Here is a 24,219-nt window from a genome sequence, read left to right on the forward strand (position 1 = left end):
AATTTCTCACAGGGCAATAATCAATTATTACTCTTTCTTTCTAAAGGTTAACAAACCGGCCAGGAAAGCAAGGAAGCCACCTAAAAGTGCCAGCAGGGAAGTGCTTGTTCCCGTTTTTGGCAAGGTTTTTTCTGTTTGGTTATTCGCTTCTTTTATTTCTGAAGCCAGAGGTTTTTGCGCATCCAAGGATAAAGCCTGAGGCTGAACATTGGCTACAGAAGCAGCAGACAGCTTCTCTTCTTGAGCTGCTGGAGCTTGGGATTTTTCTTCCTGAGCTGGGTTAACTTTTCGAAGTCGCAAAATAGTCGCTGTCAGCGGAGCTAGGGCTAATCCATTGCCGTTTCTGGTGACACCTGCTGGATCAGCAATGGCTGTCACTCCTGCGGTATTTCCGTCTGCCACAACCTCTGCACCTGCTAGATGCTTGTAGGCTTCACCAAAGTTGAATTGTCGTTCCTTGGTGTCCGCATTGACAAAGACTGCATAAATATCGCCATTCGACGCAACTACTTGGTAGCCGAGAACAAGGTCTTCTTTCTCAACACCATCCTTGTCAGGCTGGGTGATGAGGGTCACATTTTGCTCCACTTCATCTTTGGAACTACGGGTAAAGGCATCCGTTGATTTCCGCAAGGCAATCAAGCCTTTCATATAGTCCCGACTCTTGGCATTTTCAGGGAATTTCTCCGAATCAGTCGCCTTGGTCCAGTCAAAGTGGTTGACCGCGTCACTCGAATCATAAGAATCATGAATGAAGTATGGATAGTCAAACGGCGTGCCGTCTTCATTGGTCAACAAATGCGCTTTGTTTGGAACCTTGTCTTCTGAGACAGGATATTTATAGGCAGGATCGCGGAATTGCTTGGTCCGGCCGTACTCTTGACCAGAGTGGATAAATGGTGTTCCTTGCGAAGTCAGAATCATCAGATTTCCCAGACGCAGGCGGCGATGAATCTCTTGATTATTGGCAGCCACTGCCGGATCTTTCTTGATTGACTGAGCAATGATATCAAAGAGCGTCAGATTATCATGAGCGGCGATGTATTGGATCACATCCCCTGGGCTATCCGCCTCAAAATTGGTTGGCTGCGCCTTGATGTTTTTGAAGACATTTTCTACACTGCGCTTGCCACCAGTGATAAAGGCTGGTGTTCCCTCATTTGGATAACCTGATTTCAAGGTGTTGCGAATATCATCTGAGAAGACCGCTACTGTGTCTGTTGACTTCATCCAAGATTGGTCAGCCGGCTGGACAGCTTTATTTTCATCACCTGTATAGGTCTTCCAGCCCTCACCCAGCATAATGAGATTTGGGTTGAGCTTCTTGGCTTCTTCAAAGGCTTTTTGGATGGACTCAGCATCGTGGTCTCCCATCATATCAAAGCGGAAGCCATCTACCTTGTACTGCTCTGTCAGGTACTTGATCGAATCCACCAAGACCCGTCTGCTCATATAGTGAGTAGTACCCAAGCGGCCGCCACCAAAGCTTGATCTCGGTGTACCATCCGCATCCATAAAGTGGTAGTAATTGGGCTCCAAATCTTCAAAGATTGAGGTCTTAGCCGTATGATTATAGACCACATCCATGATAACACCCATGCCACGCTTATGAATTTCGTTGACAAGGTTTTTGAATTCCTCAATGCGCTTGGCTGGATCTGTCGGCGCGCTGGAGTACATACCTGTCAGCGAAAAATAGTTTTGCGGGTCATAGCCCCAGTTGTAGTTACTGTTGCTGGAAGCGTACTTGTCCATGCGCTCAGCATTTTTCAGCTCATTTACAAAGTAATAACTCAAAACGGGCAGGAGCTGAACATGGGTCACTCCCAAGTCTTTCAAATAATCCAATTTCTCAATGAAAGCTGAGAAGGTTCCAAATTGAGATTTCAAATCCTTTGAAATAGCTGGATCTGAGGTAAAATCACGAACGTGTGCCTCATAAATCAAGGCATCTTCCCGCTTCTTAAAGTTCGGAATAGTAGCATAGGTCAGGTCTTTCGGTCCATATTCACTTGGATCTACAAAGGCAGCCTTGGCAATCTTGTAAGCTTCCCCCTTGTCCCCATCTTCACTGTTCCAAGCAGCTAAAGACTTGGCATAGGGATCCAGCACCAGAACTTTTTTGCCGCCACGGCTAATTTCATAATGATAGAAATATCCTCGATAGTCAGAAATTCCTAGACCGCTCTCAGGGGTCAAGCTGCCAGTCCATGTGCCAGACTCACCCTTCTGCATAGCCAGGCGTCCAACGACCTTGTTCTGATTTTCTTTGTCATAGACTACCAAATCAACTTGGTCCGCACTCGGTGACCAGAAGGTTAGGTCCACTTGTTTGCCCGCTTGAGAAACACGTGCTCCCAAATCACCATCATACTTATAAATACTATCCTTCAGCTGCCAGTTCATGCTGGTTTTGAATTGATCATTGCCATATTTGATAAGGTAAGGTGACTGAGCTTGGTTAAAATCACCGATGAATTTGGCGCTTTTAGTCTTAGGATCCAGAACCACATCTTTAACAGCGACTTCATTGCCATCTTTGTCTGTAATCTTTAAGTTCTTTAAAATGTCCTCTTTTTTGGCATTTTCTAAGGTAGAAAAGCTGGCTTCAATCTCGGTCAAGCCAATATGCTGGGCTCCCGTCATGCGAATATCATTGACAAAGTAAGGGTTGGTATAAACTGTCGGATCCGCATCACGCAAGAAAATTTGGCTGTTTTTCTCCAAATTAGCGAAATTATAATCCTGATTTTGAATCTTCACATCATCTCCTGATTTGCTTTCGTCTAGAAGCAAAAAGCCAATCATCTTAGCAGCATCTTTCAAGGGAACATCTACATAGCGACCATATTTCCCAGTCTTCTCAAAGTCCACTCCGTCAGGCCAATTCTTGCTCGGTTTTTCAACATCTCCCCAGAGCCAGAGCGACTTCTTATCATACTGGCCATCCGTACGATAGTAGTTGATTCGAACCATCCCTTTCTTCAAAGGCTCGTAAGTATGAGGTTGATAGTCTGTGTCAAACCAAACCTCATTCATCTGAGGACTGAGGAGCTCAACTGTCTTGTCACCTGTGATATTTTGCCCTGCTGTATTGTTGATCAAAAGGCTGATTTTGCTTCTTTTCTCAGCCATTTTAACATCAAGGTAATAACCGTAGTCATCTTCTTTGGCAGTCGCAAAGCTAGTCGCTCCGGTTGGCCAAGCTCCCTTTTGGCTAGAAGGCGTCTCAACATCATCCCAAGTCCACAGGCCCAAGCTGTCTAGATTTTGTGAGGGTAAGGTTTTGAAATGAAAGCGAATATTGCCTTCTTCAATAGCATCTTTCGCTGAAGCTTGCGGCTGACTAACTGCTTCATGCTTGTCTTTTTCACTTGGATTTGCAGCTTCTTGACCAGCTACTTCTGAAACTGCACTAACTGGAGCTTGATCTGCCACTACATCAGTTGGAGCAGCCTGCTCTGAAGCCCCCGCTCCTGAACTATCTGCCTCTCCAGTTTTTTCTTCATCTGCTGAATTAGGTTGGGCTGCTGCATTTGCATCAGAGACTGCTTCTGTTGCTGGGCTGGCCGATGTGCTCGCTTCATCCGCTTGGACTAATTGGGCATTTCCCAGTAGGAATCCTGAGGCAATGACAACAGAGGCTACTCCTACTTTTAAGCGACGGATGCCGAAATAATGACGCTTTTCCCCCATCCGAGACTGTAGGTGATCGTTATTTTTCATAAACAGAAAACTCCTTTATTTTTTCTTATAGAGAACATCTATGCAAACGTTTTCTGTATTTATTATACCGATTCTTTTTCAAGTTGTAAAGGCTTTCAATAAGAGTTTTTCTCACTCAGATACTTCATGCTCTCTGTACGGATTTTGATGATTCGATAAGCTATTTGCGATTCAAACAACAATTGACAAGCAAAAAAAGCCAAGACACTTGTCTCGACCTTCATTTTATTCAACTTATTCAACGATAAATTGACTCAAAATCCCATTAATGAACTTACTGGACTTTTCGTCAGAGAATTGCTTGGAAAGCTCAATGGCTTCGTTGACTGCTACCAACTGTGGGGTGTCAAACTCTGTAATCTCAAAGATACCCAAACGCAGGATATTTTTCTCTACCAGCGTCAGACGATCCACTGTCCAGCCCTTTTTGAGGTGCTGGGCAATTTTCTTGTCCAAGTCGTCCTTGGACTGGACCACACCGGAGACCAGATTGAGCAGGAAGGCTGGAATATCAGCTTCCGCCACTTTGTCTGCCTCTTCGTCCTTATCATAAGAATAGGCAAAGCGACAAGCTTCCACAAGATCCCCTTCATACTCTAGGCTCATCAGGGCCTGAAAAGCCCGCTGGCGCAGACCTCTTCTGGATTCCAATAGTATATCAGTCATTGAGGAAGTCCTCATCAAATAGATCTTTCAAGTCTGGCTTCGGTGCCTTTTCTGGAACAATGCCTGCCACATGGATATTGACAGCAGACAGCTCTACCTCAGCCATATCAAAAACAGCGCTTTTTACAGCCTTCTGAATCGCTACTGCAACAGTCGGAACGCTGACACCGTATTCCAAATACAGGTAGATGTCCACAGTCACATCACCTGTCTCATCGGTATGAAGTGACACTCCGCGACCGAGTGAGCGCATAGAAAGACTGTCTGACATACTCTTATTTGCGAAGGAATAAACACCTTCTACCTTTGCTGTTGCAATGGCAATGATTTTTTCCAAAACACGTGGCGCAATGACGATTTCACCTAATTGTTCAGCTGCCATAGTTATTACCTCTTCTATATTATGCGCGAGAAACGTAAGTTCCTTCTGCAGTATTGATAATTAATTTTTGTCCAACTTCGATGAAGTCTGGTACGTTGACAACAAGACCTGTCTCCAGTGTAGCTGGCTTACCAGATCCGGTAACAGTAGCTCCCTTGATAGATGGCTGAGTATCAGTCACGACCAATTCAACTGTTGTTGGTACTGTCACACCAATCACTTCTGTTCCGTAGAACTGGATTTTCACATCAGAGTTTTCAAGGATGAATTTCAATTCTTCTTCTACATTGACTACTGGGATTTCATATTGATCATAAGTCTCAGTATTCATGAAATAAGCAGTGTCATCCATTTTGTACAAGTATTGAGCTGGAACAGTTTCAATAATGGCTTGTTCAAATTTTTCTTCTGGACGGTAGCTGGTATCAAAGGTAGAGCCAGTACGAACATCGCGCAGCTTCATACGCATAATCGTATTTCCCTTACCTGGCTTGTGGTGGCTCGCTTCCAAAACGCGGATGAGTTTTCCATCAGCTGTTTCGAAGGTCATTCCAGCTTTCAGCTTACTTGCTTCAATCATTCTATATTACCTCTTTTTAAAATTATATTTCTACTTATTCTATCATAAAGCCTGATAATTCTCAAATAACAATCAACTCTTTCGGCGCAAGAGTTAGGACTTCGCAGCCTGTTTCTGTGATGAGGAGATCGTCTTCGATGCGGACGCCGTATTTGCCGTCCAGATAAATACCCGGCTCATCAGTCAGGACCATGCCCGCCTCAATCGGCTTTTCTGACTTGCCAAAGTAAGGAATCTCATGGATGTCTAGACCGATACCGTGGCCAATCCCATGGCTAAAGTAAGGACCGTAACCAGCATCGTTAATAATCTGGCGCGGAATCCGGTCAAAATCAATTCGGCTAAGCCCAGCCTTGGCTGCTTTTATCAGGGCTTGATTGCTGCGCAGGACAATATCATAAATCTCCCGCTCCTCATCCGTCACCTGCCCCACATGAACAGTCCGCGTCATATCACTGACATAGTGATTGTAGTAGCAGCCAAAGTCCATGGTCAGGGTTTCCCCTTTTTGAATGACCTTGTCACTAGCCACACCATGCGGCATAGCAGAGCGGTAACCCGAAGCGATGATGAAGTCAAAAGAGGCACCTGAAGCACCTAGCTGGCGCATACGGGCATCTAAAAAGTTCATAACAGCCAGCTCTGTTGTCTCACCAGGCTTGATAAAGTCCAGTACATCTAGGAAGGCTTGATCAGAAATCTGACAGGCCTTGCGAATGGTCGCGATTTCCTGAGCATCCTTAATCATGCGCAGATTTTCAATAAAGCCCGTCATGGGAACTAGTTCGTAGGCCGAGAAGACACTTTCCAGCATTTTGAAGTAGGCATAGGAAATTTCATCGTCAAAACCGATTTTTTGCAGCTTGTCATCCGCAATAATCTTGACAATCTCTCTAATCGCGTCGCGGGTTTCGACAATATCAAAACCTTGGACTACTCCCTTGGCAATCAGTGTATAGCGCGCATCCGTCAGGAAAATCCGACGTGTTTTGCTGATGAAAACTGTCGCTTCTGTCCCGCTGAAACCAGTCAGGTAGTAAATATTTTTCAGATTGGTTACTAAAACAGCATCGCAGTCTGTCTGAGCCAATGCTGCTTCAAACTTTTCAACTCTTGATAACATGAGGCACCTCCGTGAAATAACTAAGCTTATTATATCAAAAAACCAGTCAAATAGGACATTTTTTGACAAACCTTATCCAGGAATTAGAATCCAACGAGCATTCTCTGACATGAAAAATCCCTGTTTTTAATATCAAACAGGGATTTGATGAATTATTTTACGTGCAGCTTGCCTTTCAAATATTGACCGGTATAGCTGGCTGGATTAGCTGCGACTTCTTCCGGTGTCCCCGTCGCAATAATCGTACCGCCACCGACACCGCCTTCCGGTCCCAAATCAATGATATGGTCAGCTGTCTTGATAACATCCAAATTGTGCTCGATAACGAGGACTGTATTGCCATCGTCCACAAAGCGTGATAGCACTTGAAGGAGCTTGGCAATATCTTCAGAATGCAGACCCGTGGTCGGCTCATCCAAGATATAGAAGGACTTACCAGTCGAGCGCTTGTGAAGTTCGCTGGCCAGTTTCATCCGCTGAGCTTCACCACCTGACAAGGTTGTGGCTGGCTGCCCTAGAGTCACATAGCCTAGTCCCACATCCTTGATAGTCTGGAGTTTGCGGGCAATCTTGGGAATGTGCTGGAAGAACTCTACCGCATCATTGACCGTCATGTCCAGAACCTGAGCGATATTCTTCTCCTTGTAGTGGACTTCCAGAGTTTCGCTATTATAGCGAGTGCCGTGACAGACCTCGCAGGCCACATAGACGTCAGGCAGGAAGTGCATCTCAATCTTGATAATCCCATCACCCGAGCAGGCCTCACAGCGACCGCCCTTGACGTTAAAGCTGAAACGGCCCTTCTTGTAGCCGCGAATCTTGGCTTCATTGGTCTTGGCAAACAGATCGCGAATATCGTCAAAGACTCCAGTATAAGTGGCCGGATTAGAGCGCGGTGTCCGACCAATCGGACTTTGGTCAATATCAATCAGTCTGTCCACATGCTCAATGCCGCTGATTTTCTTGAACTTACCTGGCTTAGCAGAGTTGCGGTTGAGTTTTTGGGCGATGGCTTTTTTAAGAATAGAGTTGACCAGTGTTGACTTGCCAGACCCAGAAACTCCTGTCACAGCGATGAATTTGCCCAAGGGGAATCTGGCCGTGATATTCTGCAGGTTATTTTCCTGAGCACCTGTCACTTCGATAAAGCGGCCATTGCCTACACGGCGTTCCAATGGTACTGGGATCTCGCGCTTACCTGACAGGTATTGGCCTGTGATGGATTTCTTGCTCTTAGCCACTTGTGCAGGAGTGCCGGCTGCGACGATTTCACCGCCGAAAACACCAGCTCCTGGTCCCACATCAATCAGCCAGTCAGCCTCTCGCATGGTATCCTCATCATGCTCAACCACGATGAGAGTATTGCCCAGGTCACGCATCTTCTTGAGGCTGGCAATTAGGCGGTCATTGTCACGCTGGTGCAAGCCAATAGAGGGCTCGTCCAGGATATAGAGGACCCCACTCAAGTTAGAACCAATCTGAGTCGCCAAGCGAATCCGCTGGCTCTCGCCTCCTGATAGAGTTCCTGCCGAGCGAGACAAAGTCAGGTAATTGAGGCCAACGTTATTGAGGAAGGTCAGGCGGTCGTGAATTTCTTTGAGAATAGGGCGCGCAATCGTAGCTTCATTTTCAGTCAAGCTAAGCTTGTCCAACTGGACCAAATGATCTGCGATGGACAAGTCTGAAATCTCACCGATATGCAAGCCATCTTCGCCACCAACCTTGACAGACAAGGCCTGAGGGCTGAGTCGATAACCATGACAAGCCGCACAAGTCAGCTCATTCATATAAGCCCGCATCTGCGTCCGAGTAAAATCACTATTGGTCTCATGGTAGCGACGGTTGATATTGGTGACAACCCCCTCAAAAGGAATATCAATATCGCGCACACCGCCAAATTCATTTTCATAGTGGAAATGGAACTCTCGCCCATCTGAGCCGAAGAAAATCAGCTGCTTTTCTTCCTCCGTCAGCTCCTCAAATGGCTTGTCCATATCAATACCAAAGGCTGCCATGGCCTGCTCCAGCATCTGTGGATAGTAGTTGGAGGAGATGGGATTCCAAGGCGCTAGTGCTCCTTCGCGCAAGGTCTTGCCAGCTTCTGGCACAACCACATCTAGATCCACCTCCAGCTTAACTCCCAGACCATCACAGTCCGGGCAGGAGCCAAAGGGCGCATTGAAAGAGAAGAGTCGTGGCTCTAGTTCTGGGACTGTAAAGCCACAGACTGGACAGGCATAATGCTCAGAAAAGAGAAGCTCTTGGCCGTCCATAGTATCAATCACCACATAGCCCTCAGCAATCCGCAGAGCAGCTTCGACCGAGTCAAAGAGGCGGCTGCGCACCCCTTCCTTGATAACAATTCTGTCTACTACGACCTCAATATCATGCTGCTTGCTCTTAGAAAGCTCTGGCACTTCCGTCACATCGTAAATATCGCCATCCACGCGCACACGGACATAACCGTCCTTCTGAATCTTATCAAAAACGGTCTTATGCTGGCCCTTTTTCTTGCGGATGACCGGGGCTAATATCTGCAGCCGCTGACGCTCTGGCAATTCCAAGACCTTGTCAACAATCTGCTCAACAGACGAAGCTGTAATAGCTCCATGACCGTTGATACAGTATGGCGTTCCAACACGAGCATAGAGCAGGCGCAGGTAGTCATTGATTTCGGTTGCAGTTCCCACTGTTGAGCGCGGATTCTTACTGGTCGTCTTCTGGTCGATGGAAATAGCCGGGCTGAGACCATCAATCGAGTCCACATCCGGCTTTTCCATATTGCCCAAAAACTGCCGAGCATAGGCCGACAGACTCTCCACATAGCGGCGCTGCCCCTCAGCATAGAGGGTATCAAAAGCTAGGCTGGACTTGCCCGAACCGGACAGCCCCGTCACCACGACTAGCTTGTCCCGCGGAATTTCTACATCAATATTTTTTAAATTATGAGCTCGCGCTCCATGAATCACAATTTTATCTTGCATTTTGACCTCGTTTCACTTATAAACCTTCTCCATTATAACAAATTTTTCTGCAAACTTTTGCCCCAAAAACCCGAATTTGTAGTATAATAGTACGGTATGCAAAAAAACTCTGGAAAGGAAAATGATTATGAAGCAAGTCTTTTTATCTACTACGACAGAATTCAAAGAGATTGATTCGCTCGAATCGGGCACCTGGATCAATCTTGTCAACCCTTCCCAGAGTGAATCAATTGAAATCGCCAACGCCTTTGGTATTGACATCGCCGACCTGCGAGCACCGCTCGATGCAGAAGAAATGTCCCGACTTACGATCGAGGATGAGTATACACTGATCATCGTTGACGTGCCCATCACTGAGGAGCGGAATAACCAGACTTACTATGTCACGATCCCCCTTGGTATTATCATCACGGAAGAGGCTATTATTACCACTTGTTTGGAAAAATTACCTCTGCTGGACATCTTCATTCATAGGCGCCTGCGCAACTTCTATACTTTTATGAAGTCACGTTTCATCTTTCAGATTCTCTACCACAATGCCGAGCTGTATCTGACAGCCCTGCGCTCCATTGACCGCAAGAGTGAGCAGATTGAAAGTCAACTGCACAAGTCCACGCGAAATGAAGAACTGATTGAGCTCATGGAGTTGGAAAAGACCATCGTCTATTTCAAGGCCTCCCTTAAGACAAATGAGCGCGTGATTAAGAAGCTGACCAGCTCTACTAGTAATATCAAGAAATATCTGGAAGACGAGGACTTGCTGGAAGATACCTTGATTGAGACCCAGCAGGCCATTGAGATGGCTGATATCTACGGCAACATCCTCCACAGTATGACTGAGACCTTTGCCTCTATCATTTCTAATAACCAGAACAATATCATGAAAGCCTTGGCTCTGGTGACCATTGTCATGTCGATTCCGACCATGATTTTCTCGGCCTATGGGATGAACTTCAAAAATAACGAACTGCCTCTCAACGGTGAACCACATGCCTTCTGGATTATCATGTTCATCGCCTTTGCCATGAGTGCTTCGGTCATGGCCTATCTCATGCACAAAAAACTATTTTAACCTTTAGAAAGAACGCCTATGTCACAAGTATCCCTCGACAAACTCAGCAAAAAAAACAAAGAATTTATCCATATCGCGACTAACCAGCTCTTACAAGACGGCAAATCTGATCAGGAAATCCAGACCATATTAGAAGGCATTCTGCCGGAAATCCTGGAAAATCAAACCAAGGGAATCACAGCTCGCGGCCTCTACGGAGCCCCAACCACTTGGGCAGCTTCTCTGACCGCAAAAGAGCGCTATGATGCCGATCATCCAAAGGAAAATGACGATCCTAAATGGATGATGCTGGACTCTGTCCTCTTTATCTTTGGTTTCTTTACCCTCCTTACCTCAATCGTCAATCTGGCTTCCTCTCAGCCATCTGTCTATGGACTGACGACTCTCGTTCTTGGAAGCATCGTCGGCGGCCTTTCTTTCTATGCCCTCTACCACTTTATCTACCGTTTCTACGGACCAGATAAGGACCGCAGTCAGCGCCCTAAGCTGCTCAAATCCATCCTTACCATGGCAGCGGCTATTCTCCTCTGGAGCATGTCCATCGTCCTGACCAGTCTCCTGCCTGAATTCCTAAACCCCCGCCTGTCCAATATCGTAGTTGCTATTGTCGGTGCTATTACCCTAGCCCTGCGCTTCTATCTCAAAAAACGCTTCAACATCAAGAGCGCGACTATGGGACCAACGAGATAAGAAATCTTTAAATACTTAAAAAGACAGTTCAAATCAAACTGTCTTTTTATTATACAATTCTTCTATTATCTAAAAAATCCCTGCCGAGGCAGGGAATCTAATTAGTCTTCATTTACGAAAGGCATCAAAGCCATTACGCGAGCGCGTTTGATAGCTGTTGTTACTTTACGTTGGTTTTTAGCTGAAGTTCCTGTTACGCGACGAGGAAGGATTTTCCCACGTTCTGAAACGAAACGGCTAAGAAGCTCAGTATCTTTGTAATCAACATATTCAATTTTGTTCGCTGCGATGTAATCAACTTTTTTACGGCGTTTGAATCCGCCACGACGTTGTTGAGCCATGTGTTTTCTCCTTTATATTATAGTTAGATTCGATCCTTAGAAAGGTAGATCGTCGTCTGAGATATCCATTGGGTTTGAATTGCCAAATGGGCTCTCATCACGAGAAAAGTTCGGTACTTGGTTAGACGAGTCTGCACTGCCATAACTTGGAGCAGAGCTGCCGCCAAAGCTGTTTCCACCGTAACCGCCAGATGACTGACCTTCACGATTAGAGCGGCTTTCCAAGAGTTGGAAATTGTCCGCAACAACTTCTGTGACATAGACACGCTGGCCTTGCTGATTCTCGTAGTTACGCGTTTGAATACGGCCTGTAATTCCGATTAGGGCTCCTTTTTTAGCCCAGTTTGCAAGATTTTCTGCCTGCTGGCGCCAAATGACAACATTGATAAAGTCTGCTTCTCGCTCGCCACTTTGATTTTTAAAGTTGCGATTGACAGCCAGAGTAAATGTTGCGACCGCTTGGTTCTGCGGTGTATAGCGAAGCTCGGCATCACGGGTCATGCGACCCACCAGTACAACGTTATTAATCATAGTCTACCTTCTTAAGCGTCAAGTTTGACGATCATGTGACGAAGAATGTCAGCGTTGATTTTTGAAAGACGGTCAAACTCTTTAAGAGCTGCATCGTCGTTAGCTTCAACGTTAACGATGTGGTAAAGTCCTTCACGGAAATCTTGGATTTCGTATGCAAGACGACGTTTTTCCCAGTCTTTTGATTCAACAACAGTTGCACCATTGTCAGTCAAGATAGAGTCAAAGCGTGCTACCAAAGCGTTTTTAGCTTCTTCTTCAATGTTTGGACGAATAATATAAAGAATTTCGTATTTAGCCATTGATTTTTCCTCCTTTTGGTCTAATGACCCCAAGACTTTGCAAGGGGTAAGTGAGGTTTGCTCACAAATAACTATTATAGCAGACTTCCAGCAGAATGGCAAGGGAAAATTTTGATATAAAGAAAACTCTCCCTGTCACCAGAGAGAGTCCGAAAAATACGATTCGTTTTTAGAGACGCTAGACAATTCTACCTTGATCGACGACCAGTTTTCCTGCCTTGTAGACCTGATGGGTCAGGTTAGTCGCAAAGAAATAAAGTGGATAGTCAATATTCTTAGCATCTAGAATGGTAATGTCAGCCTGCTTGCCAGTATCAAAGCTACCAATCTTATCTTGGCGGTTAACTGAGTAGGCTGCATTGATGGTTACAGCATTGAGAACTTCTACTGGTGTCAGACGCATCATAAAGCAGCCCAGCTGCATGACGAACTGCAGGTTAGCTGTTGGACAGGAGCCTGGATTGCTGTCGGTAGTCAGGGTGATGGCCATACCAGCTTCCAGCATCTTGCGAGCTGGTGCATAGGTATCTTCCATCAGACTGAAGGTAGTTGCTGGTAGGAGATTCCCGATAACCTTGGCTTCTGCCATCTTGCAAATGCCCTCATCGGTCGCTACCATCAAGTGCTCTGCACTAGTTGCTCCTAGTTCAGCTGCTACATCTACTCCACCGATAGACTCGATTTCATCAGCATGGATACGAAGCTTGAAGCCCATTTCTTTAGCCTTAGAAAGCAGGTAGCGTGACTCGTCAGCTGTAAAGACGCCTTTTTCACAGAAAATATCACAGAATTCAGCTAGATTTTCTGCCTTTACCCGAGGCAACATTTCCTCGACGATGAGTTCCAGATATTCCTGAGAACGTCCCTTGTATTCTGGTGGAACGGCGTGGGCAGCCATAAAGGTCGAAACCAAATCAATATCGTGGTCACGGTCCAAAGCCCCAACGACATCCAGCTGGCGCTTCTCTGTTTCCCAGTCCAGACCATAGCCACTCTTGGCCTCAACAGTCGTTACCCCATGCAGTAGCATATAGTCCAGCAGCCTCTTGGACTTATCATAGAGAGTGTCAAAAGAAGCTTCTCGCGTTGCCCGGACTGTACTGAGAATACCGCCGCCTTGGGCAAGAATTTCCAGATAAGGGACTCCGGCTAATTTCTTAGCAAATTCATGCTCCCGGCTGCCGCCATAGACCAAGTGAGTGTGACAGTCGATCAAGCCAGGTGTAGCAATCTTGCCCTCATAAGACTGAATCTTAGTATCTGGTCCAACAAGACTGGCATCCGGCTCTCCGCTGCCAACCACTAGGATTTTGCCGTCTTTGACTGCAATGTAGCCGTCTTCTAACACTTGAGCTTCCTTCATCTCTGCTCCAAAAAGGGGATGGCCGAGGTCCTTGGGACAGAAGACTTGATTAAAGTGAGTTAATAGTAAATCAGCAGTCATGCTTGTTCCTCCATTTCATTTTCCGACATATTTGCTTTTCATCATAATACACTATCGTCAAATTATAGTCAAAAGCTTGTAAAAGATAGGAGCCCCACTTTTTTTACTGTTTTTGTCATTTTCTTGACTCTTTATGGACGGGAGTCTTATAGAATGTAGGAGAAAGATATTTTACACTTGACTAAAAGGAGGATTTTTCATGTCATACTTTAGCGAAAATGAAATTGCAGCAGCAATGACCGTCAAATTAGACGATGTACTGCCTGAAAAAACAGTTTTCCAAGAAGGCATCCGCCGAGCACCTGACCGGGGCTTCCGTTTGACTCAAGCTCAAACCGAAATTGCTTTAAAAAATGCCCTTCGCTATATTCCAAAGAGATTCCATGAGGAAGTAATTCCAGAATTCTTAGAAGAACTGAAGACTCGCGGACGGATTTATGGCTACCGCTGGCGTCCAAAAGAACGCATCTACGGCAAACCAATTGATGAATATAAAGGGAACTGTACTGCGGCCAAAGCTATGCAGGTCATGATTGACAACAACCTGAGCTTTGAAATCGCCCTTTATCCTTATGAATTGGTTACCTACGGAGAAACTGGATCTGTCTGCGCTAACTGGATGCAGTATAACCTGATCAAGAAATACTTGGAAATCATGACCGACCATCAAACCTTGGTCGTGGAATCTGGCCATCCACTTGGACTTTTCAAATCTAAACCAGAAGCTCCGCGTGTTATCATCACCAATGGCCTCTTGGTCGGTGAATACGACAACATGAAGGACTGGGAAATTGCAGAAGAAATGGGCGTGACCAACTATGGTCAAATGACAGCTGGCGGCTGGATGTACATCGGCCCTCAAGGCATCGTCCATGGTACTTTCAACACCCTCCTCAATGCTGGGCGCTTGAAACTGGGTGTAGCTGATGATGGCGACCTGACTGGCAAACTCTTCATCTCTTCTGGTCTGGGCGGCATGAGTGGAGCTCAAGGGAAAGCGGCCGAAATTGCTAAAGCTGTGGCAATCGTAGCTGAAGTAGACCAATCTCGGATTGAAACTCGTCATTCACAAGGCTGGATTAGCCAATTGGCTGAAAGTCCGAAGGAAGCTATCGACTTGGCTCAAAAAGCTCTGGAAGCTGGCGAATCAACTTCTATTGCCTATCACGGTAACATCGTAGACCTCTTGGAATACGTCAACGAGAACAATATCCATGTCGATTTGCTGTCTGACCAAACTTCTTGCCACAATGTCTATGACGGCGGCTACTGTCCAGCTGGCATTAGCTTTGAAGAGCGGACTCGCCTCCTGGCTGAAGACAAGGAAACCTTTGCTAATTTGGTTGACCAAACATTGGAACGTCACTTCAAGGCAATCAAGACCCTGACTAGCAATGGTACCTACTTCTTTGACTATGGTAATGCCTTTATGAAGGCAGTCTATGACTCTGGCATCAAGGAAATTTCTAAGAATGGCTTTGACGATAAAGACGGCTTCATTTGGCCATCTTATGTAGAAGATATCATGGGCCCAATGCTCTTTGACTATGGTTATGGTCCTTTCCGTTGGGTATGTCTGAGCGGTAAGCACGAAGACCTAGTCGCTACTGACCATGCAGCTATGGAAGTGATCGATCCTAACCGTCGCTACCAAGATCGCGATAACTATAACTGGATCCGCGATGCAGAAAAGAACCAGCTGGTTGTTGGAACTCAGGCTCGGATTCTCTACCAAGACTGTATGGGACGCGTCAATATCGCCCTCAAGTTCAATGAATTAGTCCGCGAAGGCAAGATTGGTCCTGTCATGATTGGCCGTGACCACCACGACGTATCCGGTACTGACTCTCCATTCCGCGAAACTTCTAATATTAAGGACGGTTCCAATGTCACCTGCGACATGGCCGTGCAATGTTACGCTGGTAATGCAGCTCGCGGTATGAGTCTGGTAGCTCTCCACAACGGTGGCGGAACTGGTATCGGTAAAGCAATCAACGGTGGCTTTGGCTTGGTACTGGACGGTAGCGAACGCATTGATGAAATCATCAAATCTGCTATCGCTTGGGATACAATCGGAGGAGTCGCTCGTCGTAACTGGGCACGTAATGAGCATGCCATCGAAACTGCTATCGAGTACAACCGCCTCCACCAAGGAACAGACCACATTACCATTCCATACTTAACTGACGAAGATTTGGTCAAAGAATCTGTTAAGAAATTGTTCGAATAGGAAAAACTTGTCCCCCCGACTTCCGACCTGAGCTGGGTATCAACCTGGCTCAGACGGAAGTTCCACTTTATCTACTTTATAAATTTTAATAACATATAACACGAGGTAATATCTTATGGCAAAAATTGTTGAATGTATTCCTAACTTTTCTGAAGGCCGCAACCAAGCGGTCATCGACGGTCTAGTGGAAACAGCTAAGAGCGTGCCAGGCGTAACACTTTTGGACCACTCTTCTGATGCCAGCCACAATCGCAGCGTCTTTACCTTGGTCGGTGATGACCAAAACATTCAGGAAGTTGCCTTCCGTTTGGTTAAATACGCTTCTGAAAATATTGACTTGACCAAGCACCAGGGTGAACACCCTCGTATGGGCGCAACTGATGTCCTGCCTTTTGTACCGATCAAGGACATCACAAGTGAGGAATGCGTAGAAATTGCGAAGACCGTATCTGAGCGGATCAATCGTGAGCTCGGTATCCCTATCTTCCTCTATGAAGATGCGGCGACTCGTCCTGAGCGTAAGAACTTGGCTAAGGTTCGTAAAGGACAGTTTGAAGGCATGCCAGAAAAACTATTGGAACCTGACTGGGCGCCTGACTACGGTGAAAGAAAGATTCACCCAACCGCTGGTGTTACTGCTGTCGGTGCTAGAATGCCGCTCATCGCCTACAATATCAACTTGGATACAGACAATCTGGAAATTGCCAACAATATTGCCAAAATCATCCGTGGATCAAGCGGTGGCTACAAGTACTGTAAAGCGATTGGCGTTATGCTGGAAGACCGCAACATTGCTCAGGTTTCTATCAACATGGTCAATCTGGAAAAATTCCCACTCTATCGTGTCTTTGAAACTGTTCGCTTTGAAGCCAAGCGCTACGGAGTTGGAATCCTCGGATCAGAAGTCATCGGTTTGGCTCCAGCCAAGGCTTTGATTGACGCAGCAGAATACTATCTGCAAATCGAAGACTTTGACTACGGCAAGCAAGTTCTGGAAAACCATTTGCTGGGCTAGGAGGACAGAAACCTATGAAATTAGTAGATTTAAGCTTGACAGAATTTGCCCAAGTCCTAGGCTCAGATGCTCCTGCACCAGGAGGCGGCTCTGCCGCTGCTCTTTCCGCAGCGAACGGTATTTCCCTGACTAAGATGGTCTGTGAATTGACCCTTGGCAAGAAAAAATACGCAGAATTTGAAGCAGAAATTGCTCAAGTGCACACAGAAAGTGCTCGCCTCCAAGAAAGTCTGCTCGCAGCTATTGACAAGGACACTGAAGCCTTCAATCTAGTCTCCGCCGTCTTTGATATGCCTAAGGAAACAGACGAAGACAAGGCTGCCCGTCGAGAAGCGATGCAACAAGCCCTCAAGGAAGCGACCAAGTCACCTTATGGCATGATGGAAGACATCTTGGCTGCCCTGCAAACAACTCAAAAGGCTGTTGGCAAGTCCAATACCAATGCTGCCAGCGACCTGGGAGTAGCAGCTCTCAATCTTAAGGCTGGCCTGCAAGGGGCTTGGCTCAATGTCCTCATTAACCTGTCAGGCGTCAAGGATGAAACATTCGTCACAGACTACCGGAGCAAGGGTGAAGATCTCCTACAAAAAGGCTGCGCTCTAGCAGATGAAATTTATCAAGAAATTTTGAAAGTTGTCTAATAGATAAACGGAAGAGAAGTCTGCTCATTCCCATGAATGGACTTCCTCTTCTCAAGAGGTAACAATATGGTTTTATCAGATATTGAAATTGCGAATTCGGTTCAAATGAAGCCCATCAAAGAGGTGGCAGAAAAGCTAGGAATTGCTGAAGACGCTTTGTCTCTTTATGGAAATTACAAGGCAAAAATCAGTGCCGGCCAACTGGAAGCCTTAAAAGACAAGCCAGACGGCAAACTGATTCTCGTGACAGCTATTTCTCCGACACCAGCTGGAGAAGGCAAGACCACGACTTCTGTCGGATTGGTCGATGCTCTGGCTGCTATCGGTAAAAAAGCCGTTATCGCTCTGCGGGAGCCTTCACTCGGACCTGTCTTTGGTATCAAGGGCGGAGCTGCTGGCGGTGGGCACGCTCAAGTTGTGCCCATGGAGGATATCAATCTCCACTTCACTGGTGACTTTCATGCCATCAGTGTTGCCAACAACCTGCTGGCAGCCCTCATTGATAACCACATCCATCATGGAAATGCCTTAGGTATCGATTCTCGCCGCATCACTTGGAAGCGGGCAGTGGATATGAATGACCGGCAACTGCGCCACATCGTAGACGGCTTGCAAGGTAAAGTCAACGGTGTTCCGCGTGAAGATGGTTTTGACATTACAGTTGCTTCTGAGGTTATGGCTATTCTCTGTCTGTCAGAAAATATCACTGACCTCAAGAACCGCTTGGAAAAAATCATCATTGGCTACAGCTTTGAAGGTAAGCCAGTAACTGCTAAGGATCTGAAAGCTGGTGGCGCTATGGCTGCTGTGCTCAAAGACGCCATCCATCCAAACTTGGTTCAAACTCTGGAACACACACCAGCCTTGATTCACGGTGGACCTTTTGCCAACATTGCCCATGGCTGTAACAGTGTCCTAGCTACCAAGCTGGCTCTCAAATATGCCGACTATGCAGTCACAGAAGCTGGTTTCGGTGCTGACCTTGGTGCTGAAAAATTCATTGATATCAAGTGTCGTACATCTGGCCTGCGTCCAGCCGCTGTAGTTCTAGTTGCTACCATCCGCGCTCTCAAGATGCACGGTGGTGTGGCTAAGAGCGACCTGGCTGAAGAAAATGTCCAAGCCGTTGTAGATGGTCTGCCAAACTTGGAAAAACATCTGGAAAACATTCAAGATGTTTATGGCCTGCCAGCAGTCGTTGCCATCAATAAGTTCCCGCTGGATACCGAAGCAGAATTGCAAGCAGTTTATGAGGCCTGCCAAAAGCGCGGCGTTGACATCGTGATTTCTGATGTCTGGGCAAATGGCGGAGCCGGCGGTAAAGAATTGGCTGAAAAAGTCGTGGAACTGGCCGAAGGAGACAATCACTTCCAATTTGTATATAATGAAGAGGACTCTATTGAAACCAAGCTGAACAAAATTGTTACTAAGGTTTATGGAGGCAAGGGTGTTCGCCTGACTCCTGCTGCTAAACGCGAGCTCAAACAACTGGAAGAGCTGGGCTTCTCCAACTATCCTATCTGTATGGCCAAGACTCAGTACTCTTTCTCAGACGATGCTAAAAAGTTAGGCGCACCTAAAGACTTTGTTGTGACAATCAGCCAGCTCAAAGTTTCTGCTGGTGCAGGCTTTATTGTTGCTTTGACTGGTGCGATTATGACCATGCCAGGATTGCCTAAGGTACCAGCCAGCGAAAAGATTGATGTTGACAAAGACGGCAATATCAGCGGTTTGTTCTAATAAATATTAAAAATGACACATATAACCCTTTTAAGAGCAAACGATTTTCAAGTTTCCGATTGGTCGGGGGGAAAGACAAAACAGCTTTATCTTTCCCCGCCAACTGGCCACTATGGCAAGCGGAACTTTGACTATCGACTCTCGACAGCAACTGTGGAGTTGGCTGAAAGTCAGTTTTCTGACCTCAGTGGCTTTCACCGCATTCTCGTGAGCCTGGACCACACACTCCATCTCCACAATGCCAGCCGGCAAGAGGAAACGGTTCTAGCTCCCTTTACTCCCTACGCCTTTGAAGGGAGTGATTCTATCACAAGTCGGGGGACTTGTACCGACTTTAACTTAATCTACAGCGACCATTATCAGGGACAGATGATTGCCATCTCAAATGGGCAAGAGCTTAGCCGAGATGACGAAATTCAATTTATCTATGCCATAGAGGATCTGACGGTGACGGGAACAAATCTGCCATCGCTTAACCTAGAGGCAGAGCAGCTTCTGATAGTGGAAAAAGAGACTCAGGAAACTGAGCTGCATATAATGTTTTCGAGTAACCAGCCAAAGGGAACGCCCCTTGCTATATGGGCTGGTTTGACCCACATCCCTACTAAGTAAAGATACCATGATGCCTTGTCACCATTCTATCTTTACTTGGAAAGGATCCCATATCTCTAAAGGAGAAACATTATTATGGATGCAACTAAACTCACTGCACAAGAACAAGAACAGGAAAAAGCGAAATTCAGCTTTTCCGGTGCAACTCTCTACGGTATCAATGCCGTTATCGGTTCAGGGATTTTCCTCCTACCGCAAAAGATTTATAAAGGACTTGGTCCTGCCTCTCTAGCTGTCATGCTTGGAACTGCCCTCCTCGTTATTCTCCTAGCCGTCTGCTTGGCAGAAACTGCAGGTTATTTTAATAAAAACGGCGGAGCTTTCCAATATTCCAAAGCGGCCTTCGGAAACTTTGTAGGCTTTAATGTCGGTTTTCTGGGATGGGTCGTAACCATTATCGCTTGGGCCGCTATGGCAGCAGCATTTGCAAGACTTTTTGTCATCACTTTTAAAGCCTTTGAACCTTATGAACTTTTGCTCAGTGTGAGCCTGATTATTTTGCTCAGCTTGATGAATATATCTGGTCTTAAGACTTCAAAAATATTTACCTTGACTGCTACTGTAGCTAAACTCATTCCAATCGTTGCCTTTAGTTTATGCGCAATTTTCTTTATTAAATCGGGAATTGATAAAGGTAACTTCACTCCGTTTCTACAACTAGATCCTAAAGTAGATATCATGAAAGCTATCTCAAGTACAGCCATTTATATCTTCTACGGATTTATCGGATTTGAAACCATGTCTATCGTTGCTGGTGAAATGCGCAACCCAGAAAAGAATGTACCTCGGGCTATCTTAGGCTCTATCAGTATTGTATCAGTTCTCTATATGTTGATTATCGCTGGAACCATTGCCATGCTGGGCAGCCGTATCTTGCAAACAGATGCTTCTGTACAAGACGCCTTTGTTGAGATGATTGGCCCTGCTGGTGCTTGGATTATTTCCATTGGAGCACTCATCTCTATCACTGGTCTTAATATCGGAGAGTCCGTCATGGTTCCGCGTTATGGTGCAGCTATCGCAAATGAAGGCCTGCTTCCTAAGAAAATTGCAGAAACCAACTCTAAAAATGCCCCTATAGTTGCCATTATTATTTCAGGAATTCTGGCTATCGCCCTGCTCTTCTCTGGTAAATTTGAAGAATTAGCAGCTCTCAGCGTGGTCTTCCGCTTCTTCCAATACATCCCAACTGCTCTAGCTGTACTAGTATTAAGAAAGAAATATCCGGATAAGAAAGTGGTCTTCCGTGTTCCATTTGGTCCAGTAATTCCAATTTTGGCGGTTCTAGTCAGCCTCGTCATGATTTGGGGTGAAAACCCAATGAACTATGTCTACGGCCTCATCGGTGTCCTTATCGCCAGTGCAGTATACTTTATCTATATAGTACTGATTTGTAAAAATAAAGTTCTTGAACAAGAAGGAGAATGAATCTTATGACACATGTAATCAATTTGGATGGCGAACACCTTACTTTAGAAGACGTCATCGCAGTAGCTCGTCATGGAGCCACTTGCGAAATCGACCAAGAAGCTAAGAAAGCTGTAGAAGCTTCCCGCAAAATCGTGGATGATATCGTCCGCGAAAAGCGGGTCGTATACGGTGTTACAACTGGCTTTGGCTCTCTCTGCAATGTCAGCATCTCACCAGAAGATACGACTCAACTGCAAGAAAACCTAATCCGTACGCACTCTTCAGGCTACGGCGATCCCCTGCCTGAAGATGCAGTCCGTGCAATTATGCTAATCCGGATTAATTCCTTGGTCAAGGGCTATTCTGGTATCCGTCTCTCTACTGTCGAAAAGCTCCTGGAATTGCTCAATAAAGGCGTTGTCCCTTACATTCCAGAAAAAGGCTCTTTGGGAGCTTCTGGTGACTTGGCCCCGCTGGCTCACATGGTTCTGCCTATGTTAGGACTAGGCCGCGCTTACTATCAAGGCCAATTACTCTCTGGACAAGAAGCTTTGGACAAGGCTGGTATCGAGAAAATTGCTCTAGCAGCCAAGGAAGGGCTGGCGCTGATTAACGGAACGACTGTCCTGACAGGTATCGGAGCTCTGGCTACCTACGATGCCATCCAGCTGCTTAAACTGTCAGATGTCGCTGGCGCTCTTTCCATGGAAGTCCACAATGGTATTACCAGTCCTTTCGAAGAAGACCTGCATACCATTCGACCTCAAAGCGGACAGCTGGCTACAGCCCGCAATATCCGCAACCTTCTAGAAGGCAGTGGCAACACAACCGTAGCCACTCAACAGCGGGTCCAAGACCCATATACCCTGCGTTGTATTCCGCAGATTCATGGTGCCAGCAAGGACTCTATCGCTTATGTCAAGACCAAGGTTGAGATTGAAATCAACTCTGTTACAGACAACCCTATCATTACCAAAGAAGGTCATGTCATCTCAGGCGGTAACTTCCATGGAGAACCAATGGCACAGCCATTCGACTTCCTAGGCATCGCTATTTCTGAAATCGGAAATGTATCCGAGCGTCGTGTAGAACGTCTGGTCAACAGCCAACTGAGCAAGCTTCCATCATTCTTGGTCAAACACCCAGGACTCAACTCTGGCTTTATGATTACCCAGTACGCTTGTGCTTCGCTTGCTTCTGAAAACAAGGTTCTGTCTCATCCAGCCAGCGTAGACTCTATCCCATCTTGTGAAAACCAAGAAGACTTTGTCAGCATGGGAACTACTGCAGCACGTAAGGCAGCTGAAATTCTCAAGAATTCTCGCCGCATCGTGGCAACAGAAATCATGGCAGCCTGCCAAGCTCTGGATCTGAAACCAGAAAACCATGAACTTGGTAAAGGAACCAAGCCAGCCTACGACCTCTTCCGTCAGCATGTCCGCTTTATCGAGTTTGACAAGGACATCGAAATCTATGAAGAGCTCAACAAAGCTTCTGAGCTGATTGAAAACGAAGAATTCCTAGCAGCCGTTGAAAAGGCTGTAGACTTGAGCATTCAGTTCTAAAGCTGATGACTCTGTAAAAAAGCTAACCTAAGAAGCCCGCTCTCGTTCAGCTGGGCTTCTTTTCCCGCCAAAAGTCATTGACAGGCTTGGTGGAAACTCTTATAATAAAGTCGCAAGTATCGTTATGGAAAAGGATAAAATCATGTTAGAAGATTACTATCAGCTAGATAACAGCTACTATCATAAGAGACTGGATGATGATTTATATGCTGCCAAGTGGGGCATGGTTATTGAGTTTTTGGACTTAAATGACCCTAACTTAAGGCCCTTTGATGGCGTCAACTTTGCTTTGATTGGCTTCAAGAGTGACAAAGGGGTTTATATCAACCACGGCCGAGTGGGGGCTGTCGAAGGACCACAAGCTATCCGAACTCAGCTAGCCAAGCTTCCTTGGCATCTTGGTAGAAACGTCCGCGTCTTTGATGTTGGCGATATTGACGGGCCTAACCGCTCTCTGGAGCAGCTGCAGCAAAGCTTGGCTCGGGCAGTCAAACGCCTGCGAGAGCTCAATCTCCGGCCCATTGTCCTAGGAGGCGGCCACGAAACAGCCTACGGCCACTATCTGGGACTTAAGTCGTCACTAGCATCTGACCAAGACTTGGCCGTTATCAATATGGATGCCCACTTTGATTTGCGTCCCTATGACCAGACTGGTCCTAACTCTGGTACCGGTTTTCGCCAGATGTTCGATGACACTCTGGCTCAGAAGCAGGCCTTTAACTACCTTATCCTAGGGATTCAGGAGCATAATAACAATCTCTTTCTCTTTGACTTTGTGGCAAAATCCAAGGCTATCCAGTTTCTGACTGGAATGGATATGTACCAAATGGGTTACAAGGAAGTCTGTAAGGTGGTCGATACCTTTTTGGCCGGCAAGGAGCAGGTCTATTTGACCATTGATATTGACTGCTTTGCAGCTGGTGCAGCGCCTGGTGTCAGTGCCATTCAGTCGCTCGGTGTGGATCCCAATCTAGCGGTTCTGGTCTTCCAGCACATCGCTGCCTCAGGCAAGCTGATCGGCTTTGACATTGTCGAAGTCTCTCCACCTCACGATATAGACAACCATACAGCTAATCTGGCAGCCAGCTTTGTCTTTTACCTGACCCAAGTCTGGGCACAAGCACATGACTGATAGGCATTTAAAAACTTCATTAGAAACATCAAA

The 24,219-nt window shown here is 46.2% G+C and carries 20 protein-coding genes; 10 read left to right on the forward strand and 10 right to left on the reverse strand.

The annotated features are described in order from the left end of the window. Positions 1-27 precede the first annotated feature (27 nt). The 6 genes from J1C91_RS09445 to uvrA all read right to left on the reverse strand — a co-directional run bounded on the left by J1C91_RS09445 (position 28) and on the right by uvrA (position 9,461). Entirely contained in the window at positions 28-3,726 is a 3,699-nt protein-coding gene (locus J1C91_RS09445) for a pullulanase (protein WP_125438405.1), read from the reverse strand. Positions 3,727-3,960: 234 nt separating this feature from the next. Next, positions 3,961-4,392 (reverse strand): transcription antitermination factor NusB, encoded by a 432-nt coding sequence (nusB, locus tag J1C91_RS09450; protein WP_002919615.1) that lies wholly within the window; start codon positions 4,390-4,392, stop codon positions 3,961-3,963. Beyond that, positions 4,385-4,774, reverse strand: a complete 390-nt coding sequence (locus J1C91_RS09455; RefSeq protein WP_002896484.1) for an Asp23/Gls24 family envelope stress response protein — start codon at positions 4,772-4,774, stop codon at positions 4,385-4,387. Before J1C91_RS09455 ends, nusB begins: the two co-directional genes overlap by 8 nt. Before the next feature lie 19 nt (positions 4,775-4,793). Then, positions 4,794-5,354 (reverse strand): elongation factor P, encoded by a 561-nt coding sequence (gene efp / locus J1C91_RS09460; protein ID WP_002910568.1) that lies wholly within the window; start codon positions 5,352-5,354, stop codon positions 4,794-4,796. A gap of 61 nt (positions 5,355-5,415) precedes the next feature. Continuing rightward, entirely contained in the window at positions 5,416-6,477 is a 1,062-nt protein-coding gene (locus J1C91_RS09465; protein WP_125438408.1) for a M24 family metallopeptidase, read from the reverse strand. 152 nt (positions 6,478-6,629) lie between these two features. Beyond that, entirely contained in the window at positions 6,630-9,461 is a 2,832-nt protein-coding gene (uvrA, locus tag J1C91_RS09470; RefSeq protein ID WP_002910570.1) for an excinuclease ABC subunit UvrA, read from the reverse strand. Between the two features lie 127 nt (positions 9,462-9,588). Between uvrA and J1C91_RS09475 the strand changes: the two genes are divergently transcribed. Next, positions 9,589-10,533: a magnesium transporter CorA family protein gene (locus J1C91_RS09475; RefSeq protein WP_032912532.1), complete on the forward strand. Its 945-nt coding sequence runs from the start codon at positions 9,589-9,591 to the stop codon at positions 10,531-10,533. A gap of 18 nt (positions 10,534-10,551) precedes the next feature. Beyond that, positions 10,552-11,223, forward strand: coding sequence for a DUF1129 domain-containing protein (locus J1C91_RS09480; protein ID WP_002910572.1), 672 nt, complete (start codon positions 10,552-10,554; stop codon positions 11,221-11,223). 101 nt (positions 11,224-11,324) lie between these two features. Here the strand turns inward: J1C91_RS09480 and rpsR are convergent, their stop codons facing one another. From rpsR to hutI, 4 genes are all read right to left on the reverse strand, one after another. Then, on the reverse strand, positions 11,325-11,564 hold the full coding sequence (gene rpsR / locus J1C91_RS09485; protein WP_000068664.1) for a 30S ribosomal protein S18: 240 nt from the start codon (positions 11,562-11,564) through the stop codon (positions 11,325-11,327). Between the two features lie 36 nt (positions 11,565-11,600). Then, positions 11,601-12,095: a single-stranded DNA-binding protein gene (locus J1C91_RS09490; RefSeq protein WP_002896496.1), complete on the reverse strand. Its 495-nt coding sequence runs from the start codon at positions 12,093-12,095 to the stop codon at positions 11,601-11,603. 11 nt (positions 12,096-12,106) lie between these two features. Continuing rightward, positions 12,107-12,397 (reverse strand): 30S ribosomal protein S6, encoded by a 291-nt coding sequence (rpsF, locus tag J1C91_RS09495; protein ID WP_002896497.1) that lies wholly within the window; start codon positions 12,395-12,397, stop codon positions 12,107-12,109. A 178-nt stretch (positions 12,398-12,575) separates the two neighbouring features. After that, a complete protein-coding gene (gene hutI / locus J1C91_RS09500) occupies positions 12,576-13,841 on the reverse strand; it encodes an imidazolonepropionase (RefSeq protein WP_002910573.1) in 1,266 nt (421 codons plus the stop codon). Between the two features lie 199 nt (positions 13,842-14,040). On the opposite strand from hutI, the gene J1C91_RS09505 reads away from it, so the two are divergent. The 8 genes from J1C91_RS09505 (at position 14,041) to hutG (ending at position 24,186) form a co-directional block, all read left to right on the forward strand. After that, the gene (locus tag J1C91_RS09505; protein ID WP_125438411.1) at positions 14,041-16,071 is read left to right on the forward strand and encodes a urocanate hydratase; all 2,031 of its coding nucleotides are present in this window, start codon (positions 14,041-14,043) and stop codon (positions 16,069-16,071) included. A 115-nt stretch (positions 16,072-16,186) separates the two neighbouring features. Continuing rightward, the gene (gene ftcD / locus J1C91_RS09510) at positions 16,187-17,086 is read left to right on the forward strand and encodes a glutamate formimidoyltransferase (RefSeq protein WP_002907222.1); all 900 of its coding nucleotides are present in this window, start codon (positions 16,187-16,189) and stop codon (positions 17,084-17,086) included. Between the two features lie 14 nt (positions 17,087-17,100). Then, the gene (locus J1C91_RS09515) at positions 17,101-17,727 is read left to right on the forward strand and encodes a cyclodeaminase/cyclohydrolase family protein (protein ID WP_002907223.1); all 627 of its coding nucleotides are present in this window, start codon (positions 17,101-17,103) and stop codon (positions 17,725-17,727) included. A gap of 66 nt (positions 17,728-17,793) precedes the next feature. Further along, a complete protein-coding gene (locus tag J1C91_RS09520; RefSeq protein WP_125438414.1) occupies positions 17,794-19,467 on the forward strand; it encodes a formate--tetrahydrofolate ligase in 1,674 nt (557 codons plus the stop codon). Positions 19,468-19,479: 12 nt separating this feature from the next. Beyond that, entirely contained in the window at positions 19,480-20,079 is a 600-nt protein-coding gene (locus tag J1C91_RS09525; RefSeq protein ID WP_125438417.1) for a HutD/Ves family protein, read from the forward strand. A gap of 75 nt (positions 20,080-20,154) precedes the next feature. Then, entirely contained in the window at positions 20,155-21,507 is a 1,353-nt protein-coding gene (locus J1C91_RS09530; protein ID WP_002907227.1) for an APC family permease, read from the forward strand. Positions 21,508-21,512: 5 nt separating this feature from the next. Further along, positions 21,513-23,054, forward strand: coding sequence for a histidine ammonia-lyase (gene hutH / locus J1C91_RS09535; RefSeq protein WP_032916282.1), 1,542 nt, complete (start codon positions 21,513-21,515; stop codon positions 23,052-23,054). A 142-nt stretch (positions 23,055-23,196) separates the two neighbouring features. After that, complete coding sequence (gene hutG / locus J1C91_RS09540; RefSeq protein WP_125336415.1) at positions 23,197-24,186, forward strand: formimidoylglutamase; 990 nt, start codon at positions 23,197-23,199, stop codon at positions 24,184-24,186. Positions 24,187-24,219 lie beyond the last annotated feature (33 nt).

This window comes from Streptococcus sanguinis (assembly GCF_050222175.1).
Lineage (GTDB): Bacteria > Bacillota > Bacilli > Lactobacillales > Streptococcaceae > Streptococcus > Streptococcus sanguinis_M.